The sequence below is a fragment of the Rickettsia asiatica genome (genome assembly GCF_007989425.1).
In the GTDB taxonomy this organism is placed as follows: Bacteria; Pseudomonadota; Alphaproteobacteria; order Rickettsiales; family Rickettsiaceae; genus Rickettsia; species Rickettsia helvetica.
This window is the reverse complement of sequence record NZ_AP019563.1, coordinates 161,055-173,570: the sequence shown is the minus strand read 5'-3', so window position 1 is coordinate 173,570 and position 12,516 is coordinate 161,055. Positions and strand designations below refer to the sequence as shown.

Here is a 12,516-nt window from a genome sequence, read left to right as displayed (position 1 = left end):
AACGCCCGCTTATGGCACTCTATTAATGTTACTAACTTCTCATTGCTAACAAATTCTACATAGCTTGCTCGGCTAAATCCTAAAGTAGCAACAAAAGCTGATAGAGGATTTTTCCCTTTACGAAATTCAATCCAATCAACTTGCATTTGTTTTCCAGAAGCAGTCTCAAATCTTATCATATTCTCCTGTTTAACTACTGGCTTTATACTTCTTAAATAATCCCTGAGTTGGGTTATCTCACCTGCGTAACCCAACTCTTTTATCTCCTGAAATAGTACAGTACCAGGCAGAGGTACAGGATGGGCTGATTTTATTCTATCACTCAAGTAATCTTTATATGGGGCGAGCTTTGTGACCAACTTCTCCCTATCCTTATATTTTGGGGGACCATCGTATTTTAAATACTTACGTACCGTATTTACTGATATACCTACTTCTCTTGATATCGTTCTTAGGCTTTTACCATGTTTATGCAATATTTTTATTTCCATTATTTGATCCAGTATTATCATTATTCATTACCTCCTTATTCAGAAGATAGATATTTAATACTGTATCAATTTTCATCCGTTACTCTGTATCATTTTACATCCGTTGCTAACACCCAAATGAATTCCATAAATTTATAATATTAGCAATAACAGTGGCTTCGCGTTTTTGTGATGCTATTTTTTTAGTTAATAGAGATGAACCAATACATCTCTTAATTCTTGAAATTTGAGCTTCAATTCGTGCCCTAACCCCATAACAGTATTTTTTATAAAATGCATAAATGTTACCTTTCTTACTAATATAACCTACAACCTTATCATGCCATATAGTGTTATCTCGACCATATATTTTAGCATTGCGTGGAGGAGGAATTACTGGCGTAATACCGCTATTACTTAATTTCTCAACTCCTTCAATACTATAGTAAGCACCATCAGCAATTACTTTATCTACCGATATATTCTCTGGTATTAAAGACTCTAGCATCTCTATATCAGAAGTATGGCAATCAGTAATCTCAACATCATAAATATTCATTTCAGGATTCATAGAAATATGCATTTTCTGCCATGGCTTATTCTTACAGATTTTATTATATTTCATTGCATACCAGTTACTAGCTGTATTAAATCTAAGACCTGTGCTATCTAGTATCAGAGATATAGCTTCACCATTCTTGGTACGCTCAGCAAGTCTATTACAACACTGCTTTACCTCTAACGGAATCTTTGAAAATAAATCACATAAATGACCAAAGCTTGGGACTGGAATCTCAAGTCCTTTATTTTGCCATAGATCTTCAAAGTAACCTGTTATTTGACGCTGCCCGAAACCAAATAAACGATATAATGTGTAAATTAGTTATATATATGGCACTTGGTATGTCGTTGTTCTGCCAGATTCTCCTTCTACATAAGGCTTGGCATTAATAAATAATGTTTCTAGATCCCCTTCAGGAAAATATAAACTGATCATTCCCCTTTGTCTTAAACTTTGATTATATTGTGACCAGTTTATTACTTTATATTTTTGTTTATCTCTTTTCCTCGGTAAACCTGCTTTTACCCGTTCCTTGTATGGCATTATCAATTTATTGTTAATCTAATCCACAATATTATATATCATTCTCCCTATACTTCACACCTATTTATTACCCTTCCGAACAAAGCCCTTTAGAGACAGTGGTGTCCATCATCAATGAATGTAAAGCGGTACAAGCAAGTATTAGAGGTTATTATCTCCGATACGCATGATAGTTTGCCTGCTTGTATTAAAATGTCTTGCAATAGATGTGATAGTTTTGCCTTCTTTTAGTTGCTGTATAACCTGTTTTTTTTGTAATTCTGTTAAAATTTGTGGTCGTCCAAGAGTTTTACCATTTGCTTTAGCTCTCGCAAGCCCAGATTGAGTACGCTCTATTAACAAATCACGTTCAAATTGAGCAACAGCATTAATTACTCCCATAGTCATTTTTCCAGCTGAACTGGTAAGATCAACGCCCCCAAGTGCAAGACAATGAACTTTAATTCCTATTTTCTCTAATTTATTAACTGTGATGCTTACATCAATAGCATCACGTCCTAATCGGTCTAGCTTAGTTACCACCAATACATCATTTTTCTCCATCTTATCTAGTAACTTTGCAAATCCTTGGCGTTGTGCTATAGGCATTGATCCGGATATAGTTTCAACAATTATTCTGTGTGGCTCGATGGTAAAACCTGCTGATTCAATTTCCCTGATTTGATTTTCAGGTATTTGTTCGAGTTTAGAAACGCGGGCATATGCAAAAGTACGAGACATAGAAGATAGTGTAAATTGTATTAAAAAGGGTGTCCTGAATATAAGGTCTGTATTAAAGTAAGTCAATATAATTTATGGATATAGGAATAAGGGGTGTACGGAAACGTTCGTTTTTAGACAGACATAGATTTGTTTTTTTGTGTTAAATTTTGCTGTTGTTTTGCTATGTGATTTTTGACTAGTTTATTTAATTCTTCACGTTTCTTTTTATAATCGTAGGGCACTATGTTTTTTATTTGTGAATCTGTATTTTCCTCGTTGAGGATAGCGTTGTTGCATGAGCGACTGGATTGCATATTGTAATTCTTAATAATTATTTCAATAAATTATGATGAATAACACTACATTGCATAATTTTAAGAAAGTTCTCTTATTTATCTTAAATATATTATCTCAGTTCAAGGTAAATATAGCAATAATGTTTTTGGTAACTTTAATGTGGGCTATTGATTTATCTTTGAGAAAGTACGTGGTAAAAGATATTTTAGATACAGCGATAAAATATCAAGACAATAATGTTGTTGAACATCTTTTTTTACCTATAAGTATTTATATTTTTATGGCGTTGTTTATTACTACTATTTTTAGGCTTTATGGTTATTTTGTAGATATCAGAATGGTTCCTTTACTTAAAGCAAAAATAGCTGATAGAGCTTTTTATGCGTTATTAAACAGAAGCCATTCTTACTTCATAAATAATTTCCCAGGCGATCTAACGCATAAAGTAAATAATCTAGTTGATAGTACATATAGAATTAATTAAACTATCTATAGATCGTTTTTGTGCTTATAGTTTAGCATTAATTTTTGCTATTTATATTTTATCGTTAGCCAATATAAAGTTTGCTATAGCTACTTTAATTTGGGTAAGTATTTTTATATTAGTTTCAATTTTATATTTTCAAAAACTAAGTAATTTAGCTAATCACTATTCAAGTAGCACTACTAAAACTACTGCAAATCTAGCTGATAGTTTATCAAATATAACAACAATATAGCTAGACCATAGGAAATAGGTACAGTTATTACACAGCAGGGATAGGGATATAAAAATACTTTTTCAACAATCCGGCTTGACTTCTACACCTCATTAAAGCAATGACTCATTCCAAATACTGGTTCTTTACTTGTATTATAAGCATTGTAAAAACTTGAGTATTTATCCATACTGATGTTTTATTTGTACAATTAGCACAAAATCTAACTTTTGCCCCATACACAGGACTTTTCGTACCTTTGTTGAAAAATACCTAAAATTAGTCACTTGCTTTAAATCAATTATATTATAGACTCTAAATGCTCAAGGTCTAGGTCACGTCTACCACAACAGTATCTCCCATAACACTAATTGATGCAGCATGATTCGCATGATCTCCTGAGCCCATTATACCACGTTCACTATGTTGGATGTTTGAATAAATAGCATCCCCAATATAGGTGGAAGCAACTACCCCCCCCACAATAGCAGGAGGAGTAACGGCAACACAAGCTCCCAATATAGTAGCAGGTATATAATCTATAAACTGTTCTTTTCTACCGGCTGCAATGCCTTGATCAATTCGACAAGATATTTTTGTATGATCATCAAATATTAAATCAAGTGTATATAAATTTGCAGTAGCATAAGTATTAATATCTTCAGGCATTATTAATTCTCTAGATGGTTTAATAACTTTATTATTAAAATTATGATCTGGTCTATTCTTGCTACCCCAATCATAATTATCAATATTACGCACTGCTGTAGTTATATTACTTGCAGTATTATTCTTTACTTTTAGATACGTTGTTTTTGATGGCATAAAAACTCTCCTTAGAAACTATGAAACAATCACTTAAATCTGTATCATCCTGAACAGACTGTTGTAAATATTTCTTTATTACAATTTCCTTCAAATATTACTGGCGCTATAATTTGATTATTACGAAGCCCCGCTATCATACTGATCCTGGATTTATGTTGATACACTTTGTTTCCATAACATCTAGTACCTTTTATACTCCATCCATATTCTCTACAAGCATTATCTTCTATTCCTGACTCATCAATGAATACTAGAGTTTCTTTAGAAATTTGCTGTATCTTTTCTATAAATTCATTCCTTAAACCAATATCCCTTTTGGGATGAAGATGACTTTTTTTTATAAGTGTAGCCTAGTAGTTTTCTATAGTAATTTATTCTAGTTCTTTGTAATCTATTACCTAGTATAATACTTAATTCTTTAGCTGTTTTATCATGATTATTGATAATTAATTCTTCAAATTCTTTGAGATTTATTTTTGCATTATAACCCTTTGCTAGACCATAAGGTTTTGCTTTTATATCTCCTGTTTCCCATTTAAGAGCTTTCCATCTATATATAGTGTTACGACCTATATTGAATATTTTACATGCTTTAACAATTGAGAGCCCATCATCTAGAGCTTTGAATAGTTTCATTCTTAAATCGTAACTGTAACTGCTTGCCATAATTTATTTATTATTATTTATAACATATATATTAGCATAGTATGTACCTATTTACTATGGTCTAGCTTATACTCTATAACTTCCTTACTTATACCTATAGCTAGTGGTTTTGCGGGGATAGAGAAGCATAGAGGATATTTTGATTGCAGTAATTTTAAGATTTGTTTCGATTCTTCTTTCCATCTCGCAAGTTTAGCTTTTAGAGCTTCTTTTTGTGCTTCAAAGCTCATGTATAACATATAGATAAAGAAAGTGGAGAAGCTATTAGTATTACTTATGATTTTAGCAAAAAAACAGGAGTAGCTTATAGTAAAATATTTGTACCTGAGGAGTTTAAAGATATATCATGGTTAAAAGATAGAGAGCAGTTATGGAATGCAGCTGAAGCAAGAGAGAAAAGAGTGGATTCAAGACCTGGAGCTGAGATAGAATTTGCATTGCCTAAAGAAGTAACTAAGGAAGATAATATAAGATATAGTTGAGGCATATGTCCAAAAATGGATAGTATCACGAGGTATAGTATGTGATGTGAATATTTACTATGATAATCCTAATAATCCACATGTGCATATACAGTATTTTACAAGAAGATTAGAGCGTTTAGAGAATGGGGAAGTAGTAATTAGAAAGGTAAAAGATAGAGAGTTAGAAAGTCCAAGAGTCTTATATTTTCTAAGAGAAGAATGTGAGATAGCAATTAATAAGCTGTATGAGGAAGCAGGTTTACCTTTTAGGGTAACTGCTAAGTCATACAAGGTACTTGGGATAGAACAAGAGCCGACTAAGCATCGGGGCGTGACGTATCATATGCAGGGTACAGAGTTAGAGGCAAAGAATCGAGAAATAATAGTTGAGAATGTACGGAAGATAAAAGAGAATCCTGAGATAGTATTAGGTAAGATTTCATATACGAAGCCGGTATTTACTAAAGAAGATATAGCAATAGCATTATCAGACGCTTTAATGGTGCATTTAGTATCAAAAGGCAGCAATATTAGTCAGGAACAAGAAGCTATTAGAGGGTTTGGCAAGGGGTTAGTGCAGGAGCAAGGTAGTAGTGAAGATGCACCAAAAAGCGTAAGTAATAATCCAGCAGAAAATAAAAGTAATAACCCAGCTATCGAGCATCTGAACAAGGAATATGGAGAGGAGTTTTTAAGACTTTACAACCAGCTTTTGGTATCTGACAAGATTGAGCTGATGGACCAAAAAGACTTGATGGGCAGAACGCTGTATTCACTTAAATCAAGAGTGAATTTAGAGCGTCGCTATGTGTCTGCTGTAGAAGAGTTAAATTCAAAAGAAGAACATAAGCTTAATATTAACAATGAGAGTTTAGAAAGAAATAGTTTCAAAGAACAAATAGCTGAATTAGTAAACACAGCAGGAGTACGCCTGCAAAATAAATTTAACGATAATATAGGAGGTAGTTTAGGCTTAAAGCTTAATATATTTGGCAGTAAGAACCATGTTTAGTGCAGAGCAGATTGACGCAATCTTATCAGTATGTAATAGCTCAGATATCAGCGTACCCGAAGGTAATCCTGGGGCTGGTAAGACTTTCGTAATGAGAGAGATAGTGCGGCAGTACAAAAGTGCAGGATTTAAGGTAGTAGGTACTGGACCAAGTAGCGTATCTGCTAAGGTACTTAGCAGGAATGCTGGAATAAAAGCTGATAATACGAGTTTATTACGCAAGAAGATTACAGAGTCTAAAGGAAAAAACTTTAAGATAGATTTAAGCAGTAAGTATTATGAAGAGGAGGAATATTTAAAATCTATTGGTTGTGACTCGGTATTTAACTTTATGCGTCAAGATGTGCTTGATAGCAAGACTGTACTGATTGTGGATGAGGCAAGTATGATAGAGCTTGCTAATATGGATTATTTAGCTCACGAGGTACTACGAGCTAAGGCTAAATTAGTGCTAGTTGGTGATAACAACCAGTTTACCGCTGTTGGTATGACTGGAGCATTTAACAAAGCCCGTAAGATTGCAGGTGGAGTGAAACTATCAGAAGTCAGAAGACAGGAAAGAGTAGAGTACAGGAAAGCTACTGAAGCTATGGGACGCTTCCAGATGCATGAAGCAATTGAGATATACAGAGAATTAGATGTTTTTAATATTAAGGATAATGAAGAAGAGACTAAAACTAGCTTAGTATCGTCATTTACCAAAGAATATACTGAGCAGATGGAGAGTCTTAAGCGAGATGATTTAATAGCTATACGCAGTATTGCAATTGGTGCATATACGAATGAGAAAGTATCTGAATTTAACATCAGAGTCAGGGATGAGCTAAAGCACAGCGGGGCGTTAAAAGGAAAAGAGGTATTAATTAGTAGCGGCGGGCGTATGCTGCCGCTGATGAAAGGCGACCAGGTTGTATTTGAAGAGAATAGTCTAAGATACGGTATAAGCAACGGGGAGATTGGAACAATATTGTCTGTAAATTCTTTTGGAGGCAGTGCTAATAGTAAAGGAGATGGAGTTTTACGGGTACTAGTACATAAAGCTGATGGTTCAAAGGATATAATCGAGATTAATACATTTTTAGATTCTTTTAACAATAAGAGAAGAGTGAAGTTAAATCATGGATATGCTCTAACTGGCTATAAATTGCAAGGTGAGACAGTAGACCGCATGCATGTATATTTTGACCGTTCTATTGGTTATGAAGCGTTTTTAGTTTTAATGTCACGTCATCGGGAGGAGGTGAAGCTTCATGCATCCGCAAAAGAGTTAGAGGGGCTCGTATATCAGCGTCTTGATAGTGATATAGAAAACATCAGAAGGCAGTTTAAGATTAATAGTTTTGAGGCATCATCTAAAATAGACTCGCCACAAGAAGTACCTAATTGGCTTAACGCTTGCAGTCAGCAGAAGAGCTAATAATAGCTTTGCCATAGACTATAGAAGTAATGGCACATTAGACGGGAACCAGTTAATCATCAGGGAGTATTTAGAGGCAAGGTCACGAGTATTCGAATGCCACAGAAAGATGAGAGAGTGGAAGAGAGATATTGAGTCTTCCGGTAATATCACAAGATTATATGGGCGTATTTTAGCACAAGTGACGCATTTAAAGAGCATCAAGTTAGATGATACAAGTCCTGCCCTTAGTTTTGAATTAGATTTAAACATCAAAGATTTAAAGATAGATCCCTATAGTATTGCACTTGCTGAGGGTGAGGATAGCTTTAAATACATTATTGAAAATATTTTAAAAAGCGAAAGAGGTGAGAGAGCTGAAAATAACTACTTAAAAGAACGAAAAAACAAAGAAACAAAAGGCATCACCTATAGTGAAGACAAGCTTAAAATTAACTTTAAAGAGCTTGATAGCAAACATCAAAGCCAAATCATAGCAATTTGCTTAAGACAGAGTGATTTAGAGAATGTTAAGGAGATTTTTGAGGAATTAAAGTTAGAGAAAGGTATTTTAAGGGATTACGCTGGGGTTATTTGCGATAGCTACGCTAGCGTAATTGATGCTGAGAATGCTAATGAATTTAAGCGATTGATTATTGCAAAGAGAGATGAGAGCAAATTATTAGCCGAGAACAAAGTAGAAGTTAGAGCTTTAGTACGAGAGAAGAATTTTAGCAAGTCAGAGGAAAGACAAACCAAGTTAGAAGAGCAGATTGCTAAGGTACGCGAGCAAGGAGCAAAGTACGAAGAGAAGTTAGAGCAAATAGCTAGTAGAATATCAACTAGATTGCAGCTAATCCAAGAAAATAGCACATTCACCAGCAATGCCGTATTAATGGGCGAGCGGAGACCATTCAGCTTAATCTTAACTATGAGACGATACGCAAACATGCTGGTTTTGACACCTACAAGTACTATTTACAGGATATTACACAAAAAAGCACAATAAGTAATTGCAAGGCATATCAAGATTTAATGATGTTAGTTCGAGATGCTAGCGGTGAGATTTTGTCAGAAAGAGATAGTGCGAGAAGTACGCAGGCAGTAGAGCAAAAACCTACCTCTAATACTACGAAAGTTGCAAGCAAATTAATCAGAAGATTACAAAAGGACCTATCATCTATAGACAGTTATATATTCGATAATAAGGAATTATTAGAACTAAAGAGATGTGATTTGCTTGAGAGTCAAAAGCATTTAAGTGATTTAAAGCAAGAAAAGGACGTTAAAGAGAATTTCGTTCAAACATTATTTCCTCATTATCTTGGGCGTATTTACGAGCAGCAGGGTAGCGATATTATAAATAGGTGGGAAGCGGTTAAAGCCTTTAACTCTGATGTAGATATGAAAGAACTAATATCGAAAGTTAAATCTAATCCATCAATGCTTGGTAAGTTGCCCGGCATTGGAATAGGTACGATATTTGGAGTAAGTAGCAGCAGACGTAAATCTATAGAGCAGGTAAGCAAATTAGGTACGCAACTTCTAAAGTATGAGGAGAATATGGCAAGGCTTAATGAAATTCAGGATGGTGATTTAATTAAAAGAGCAGGAGCTAAAAATTAAAGTACTTGAAGAAGAGCTAAAAGTTCTCGAGCACTTAAAACCAAGCAAGGAAGAAGAGAAGTTTTTAAATAGTTTAAAATCAATGCAGGTAGGTAGCGGCTTAAATATCAGCAGCTTTAAGTCTTTAATTGAGAGTGATGAGGTCCAAGATTTAGTTTGTGAGTACTAATAATAGTCAGAACGAGAAATACACAAGACTTAATGATTCTAATGAGGAATATGATGATGAGTATCAAGCATATTCCAAAGAGCATAAGCATCACCACGCTGAGTCTCATGAGAAAGTCGTTAGAGCTCATAACACTGATCACTCTGTTAATCCTGATGCTAGTTCTAGTACTACTCTTGCTAGTGCTACTAATACTCGGGATAGTAGAAGACGCACTAAAGTACCATCTTTAAGATTTAAAGATGTGGAGCAAGCTTTAACGAGCAGCGACATAGAGCGTATATTTAGACAGTACACAAGCAGCGTTAGAGGAAGCATTAAACCTATTAAGAGAAGCGGCAGCGAGATTAGTATTGGTAGTCTTAGCATGAATTTAAGCAAAGGTACATGGATAAGTCATAGTAGCGGAGCAGGCGGCAATATCTTTAGTTTTGTACAAGAAGGAGCTTTAGTTAGCAAGCGTCAATCACTTGAGATAGTTGCCGAGCTTGCTGGAATTCGTGCGGAATCAAGTAGTTATGATTACCGTGCTCATATTACAGCCAGCAGAGCCAATAAAGAGTACGGGCTAGAGCAAGCAAAGCTTCAATTAGCAAATGAGTGGGTAGTAGCGTCCGACAAAATTACAAATGCTGAAATCTTTGATCCAAACAAGCATCTAAAAGGTATGATGCAGCATAATACATTGGAGGCAGTGTATAGCTATAAAGATGCAGACGACAAAATCCTAGGCTATGTAGTGAGATTTGTTGGCAAAAAAGATGGCAAGAAAAACACGATGCCTGTCACCTATTGCTACAACGCTGAAAGCCGAGAATATAGTTTGGCGTCTTAAAGGATTTACCGACAAAGGAGATAAGCCTATCTTTGGCATAGAGAAAGCTATTTGCAGCAGCAGACCTATACTGATAGTGGAAGGAGAAAAAGCAGCTGTGGCTGCAGCTAAAATATTGCCTGAATATGACGTAGTATCATGGATGGGCGGAAGTAATGCTGCTGATAAAGTGAACTGGGGGCAACTAAAAGGACGGGATGTAACAATATGGCCTGATAATGATCAGCCAGGCTTTAAAGCTGCAGACATTATTAAAGACAAGTTAAACAAAGCAAATGATCATATAGGTTTTGTGAGTGTTGTTGATCCACCCAGACTAAAATTTAATGGTAGCTTTCACAAGGATTTACTACCTGAAAAATGGGATTTGGCGGATAGATTGCCTAAAGGTATGACAATTGCAAATGTCAAAGAGGCAATAGAAAATGTGAGATCTGCTCATTTAGATATGCAGCAGATACAGAGCGTGATTCAGAATACTAACTTTAAATTAACTAATATGCTTGCTGAAGAACCAAGTGAAGCAACAGATAAAGCAAGAAGTGTAGATCAAGAAGTACAATAGAAGCTATTTGAGCGTAATATTTGGCAGGAGGTATTTAAAGGTAAGATCCTAGATGAAGAGAAAATTGCAAGCATCAGTGCTAATGAGCATAAAGCTTCTACTTTCTTTAGTTCAGAAGAATCAAGTAATTACGTTAAATATCTAGAGGCAACAGGGAAGGGCGGCGTAGCGCATGACTATTTAAAATACAACTCTTTGATGTATCAAGATATGTTAACTAGTCTTGCTATTCGTGATGAGTGTTTAAGTGATCAGATCCAGGTTTTAAGTAGCAGTAATAGTAATAATGCTTCTGGTATTGAAACTATAGAGACCAAAACAAAGTTAATAGATGATGCTCAAAATCTATATGAGAAAAAGGCGTTAGCATATGGTGGTATCGCTGGTACTAATGCGATATATAGAGATTACTTGGAGCTGATGGTTAAAAACTTTGGAGAATCACAAGGAAAAGTAACGTTATACAAAAATATTGTTCGTGACGTATCTATTCTGAATTCAGCTCAGCTTGGTATGAATATCAATGATTTACCGGATAGTCATCATAACGAGATAGCATGAAACGTGTATAGTGCTATCTCAGAGTATAGTAGTAAATATGCACTAGACAATACTGATAAAAACAAGATCGCAAATGCAGTATATGAAGAACATTGCAACCTAAAAGCTTGGGCACAGAAATCATATGAGCAAGTTGCTACTAGCTATAAGGTTTATGCTGATTATCAGAGACGCTTAGAACAGACAAGATTAGTGGATATTGAAAGAGAAGCAGAACGCAAGACCTTAATATCGCATACGGAGCAAATTAAGCATGAGATATTGACCTCCAAGACAGTATCCGAGGTATTTGTAGCTTTAGAAAAAGATCAGCAATTTTTTGTAGCACTAAATGGCAATATCAAATATACAACATTTAACTATAAATTTGAAAAACTATCGCAACAAGCTCTTGAATACAAGGCACAAGAACTTTTACCTAAATTAAAAGAGGTAGCAGCAGCAGTAGAGCATAATTACGTCTTCAGTACGCAAGACATACTAGCTCAGCTCAAGGATAGTAAGAATCTAGAAGATACATACAAGCACTTTGATAGTAATTTAGAGCGTCATCAATTAGAGAATCAGCATCAGGTGATTCAGCAAGATAAAGCGAATGCTAAAACAGCTGATGAAGTGTTAACTGCAATTAGCCGTGAGCATGAGTTCTTTAAGTCTCTTGATGGTAAGCTTAAATATGCAGAGAAGTATGACAGTAGTGTATTATCGGCGATCTCAAATGCCTAAGACTATAGAGCAAGATAAGTTAATTACTAATATGCATAATATGGTAGTATATGCCCAAAAACATGGTATATTAAATGATCAAGATATACTAATCAATTTAACTCTTCTGATAGTCATAATGTGCTTAATAATTTAAGTAAAACATGTGAGAAGCATTATATGGAGCATCATAATGAGAATATTAAGCAGCTATTAGATGATGAGCATGTGATGGTAGGAGCTAAGAAATATTCATGCCCGCTTAAATATATGAAGCATGAGATGCAAAATAATATACCAGGCTTTGTAGATGAGAAGCAAATAGCTACAACCTTTGCAAAGGTAAAAGCAGAAGTTAAAGAGCTACGCCTAGAAAGGGAGTTAGAACATACAATGACTATGAGATTATAAGGATTT

Annotated in this window: 18 protein-coding genes and 2 pseudogenes; 13 read left to right on the top strand and 7 right to left on the bottom strand. The window is 34.9% G+C overall.

Annotated features, from left to right (window positions below):
- Positions 1–5: 5 nt before the first annotated feature.
- From RAS_RS00905 to RAS_RS00890, 4 genes and pseudogenes are all read right to left on the bottom strand, one after another.
- A pseudogene (locus RAS_RS00905) lies at positions 6–491 on the bottom strand (IS21 family transposase); the annotation flags it as partial.
- 106 nt (positions 492–597) lie between these two features.
- Positions 598–1,095: a transposase gene (locus RAS_RS00900; RefSeq protein WP_232049258.1), complete on the bottom strand. Its 498-nt coding sequence runs from the start codon at positions 1,093–1,095 to the stop codon at positions 598–600.
- 258 nt (positions 1,096–1,353) lie between these two features.
- Positions 1,354–1,581: a hypothetical protein gene (locus tag RAS_RS00895; RefSeq protein WP_232049257.1), complete on the bottom strand. Its 228-nt coding sequence runs from the start codon at positions 1,579–1,581 to the stop codon at positions 1,354–1,356.
- Positions 1,582–1,716: 135 nt separating this feature from the next.
- Positions 1,717–2,295: a recombinase family protein gene (locus tag RAS_RS00890; RefSeq protein ID WP_147141468.1), complete on the bottom strand. Its 579-nt coding sequence runs from the start codon at positions 2,293–2,295 to the stop codon at positions 1,717–1,719.
- A 331-nt stretch (positions 2,296–2,626) separates the two neighbouring features.
- Here RAS_RS00890 and RAS_RS00880 point away from each other — a divergent pair, with 331 nt between their 5' ends.
- Complete coding sequence (locus RAS_RS00880; protein ID WP_232049256.1) at positions 2,627–3,058, top strand: ABC transporter ATP-binding protein; 432 nt, start codon at positions 2,627–2,629, stop codon at positions 3,056–3,058.
- Entirely contained in the window at positions 3,033–3,293 is a 261-nt protein-coding gene (locus RAS_RS09255; RefSeq protein WP_232049255.1) for an ABC transporter transmembrane domain-containing protein, read from the top strand. The genes RAS_RS00880 and RAS_RS09255 overlap by 26 nt, the downstream gene beginning before the upstream one ends.
- 309 nt (positions 3,294–3,602) lie before the next feature.
- Here the strand turns inward: RAS_RS09255 and RAS_RS00875 are convergent, their stop codons facing one another.
- From RAS_RS00875 to RAS_RS00865, 3 genes and pseudogenes are all read right to left on the bottom strand, one after another.
- Positions 3,603–4,097 (bottom strand): hypothetical protein, encoded by a 495-nt coding sequence (locus tag RAS_RS00875; protein ID WP_147141462.1) that lies wholly within the window; start codon positions 4,095–4,097, stop codon positions 3,603–3,605.
- Between the two features lie 59 nt (positions 4,098–4,156).
- Positions 4,157–4,766: pseudogene (locus RAS_RS00870) on the bottom strand (transposase); the annotation flags it as partial.
- A gap of 47 nt (positions 4,767–4,813) precedes the next feature.
- Positions 4,814–5,005, bottom strand: coding sequence for a ProQ/FINO family protein (locus RAS_RS00865; protein WP_232049254.1), 192 nt, complete (start codon positions 5,003–5,005; stop codon positions 4,814–4,816).
- On the opposite strand from RAS_RS00865, the gene RAS_RS10370 reads away from it, so the two are divergent.
- The 11 genes from RAS_RS10370 to RAS_RS00830 all read left to right on the top strand — a co-directional run bounded on the left by RAS_RS10370 (position 5,006) and on the right by RAS_RS00830 (position 12,510).
- On the top strand, positions 5,006–5,248 hold the full coding sequence (locus RAS_RS10370) for a MobA/MobL family protein (RefSeq protein WP_332094829.1): 243 nt from the start codon (positions 5,006–5,008) through the stop codon (positions 5,246–5,248). It abuts the gene before it with no gap.
- 46 nt (positions 5,249–5,294) lie between these two features.
- On the top strand, positions 5,295–6,242 hold the full coding sequence (locus RAS_RS09250) for a MobA/MobL family protein (RefSeq protein WP_269472999.1): 948 nt from the start codon (positions 5,295–5,297) through the stop codon (positions 6,240–6,242).
- Positions 6,220–7,659 carry an AAA family ATPase gene (locus RAS_RS09245; RefSeq protein WP_232049253.1) on the top strand — a complete coding sequence of 480 codons (1,440 nt, stop codon included), beginning with the start codon at positions 6,220–6,222 and terminating at the stop codon, positions 7,657–7,659. The genes RAS_RS09250 and RAS_RS09245 overlap by 23 nt, the downstream gene beginning before the upstream one ends.
- 109 nt (positions 7,660–7,768) lie before the next feature.
- Positions 7,769–8,647 carry a hypothetical protein gene (locus RAS_RS00850; RefSeq protein WP_197734691.1) on the top strand — a complete coding sequence of 293 codons (879 nt, stop codon included), beginning with the start codon at positions 7,769–7,771 and terminating at the stop codon, positions 8,645–8,647.
- 26 nt (positions 8,648–8,673) lie between these two features.
- Positions 8,674–9,264: a hypothetical protein gene (locus RAS_RS00845; RefSeq protein ID WP_232049252.1), complete on the top strand. Its 591-nt coding sequence runs from the start codon at positions 8,674–8,676 to the stop codon at positions 9,262–9,264.
- A gap of 158 nt (positions 9,265–9,422) precedes the next feature.
- The gene (locus tag RAS_RS09240) at positions 9,423–10,268 is read left to right on the top strand and encodes a hypothetical protein (protein WP_232049251.1); all 846 of its coding nucleotides are present in this window, start codon (positions 9,423–9,425) and stop codon (positions 10,266–10,268) included.
- Positions 10,195–10,833 (top strand): toprim domain-containing protein, encoded by a 639-nt coding sequence (locus tag RAS_RS09235; protein WP_232049250.1) that lies wholly within the window; start codon positions 10,195–10,197, stop codon positions 10,831–10,833. The genes RAS_RS09240 and RAS_RS09235 overlap by 74 nt, the downstream gene beginning before the upstream one ends.
- 198 nt (positions 10,834–11,031) lie before the next feature.
- A complete protein-coding gene (locus RAS_RS09230) occupies positions 11,032–11,394 on the top strand; it encodes a hypothetical protein (RefSeq protein WP_232049383.1) in 363 nt (120 codons plus the stop codon).
- Positions 11,395–11,397: 3 nt separating this feature from the next.
- A complete protein-coding gene (locus RAS_RS00835) occupies positions 11,398–12,120 on the top strand; it encodes a hypothetical protein (protein ID WP_147141456.1) in 723 nt (240 codons plus the stop codon).
- Positions 12,113–12,256 carry a hypothetical protein gene (locus RAS_RS09225; RefSeq protein WP_232049249.1) on the top strand — a complete coding sequence of 48 codons (144 nt, stop codon included), beginning with the start codon at positions 12,113–12,115 and terminating at the stop codon, positions 12,254–12,256. Before RAS_RS00835 ends, RAS_RS09225 begins: the two co-directional genes overlap by 8 nt.
- A complete protein-coding gene (locus tag RAS_RS00830) occupies positions 12,241–12,510 on the top strand; it encodes a hypothetical protein (RefSeq protein ID WP_232049248.1) in 270 nt (89 codons plus the stop codon). Before RAS_RS09225 ends, RAS_RS00830 begins: the two co-directional genes overlap by 16 nt.
- Positions 12,511–12,516 lie beyond the last annotated feature (6 nt).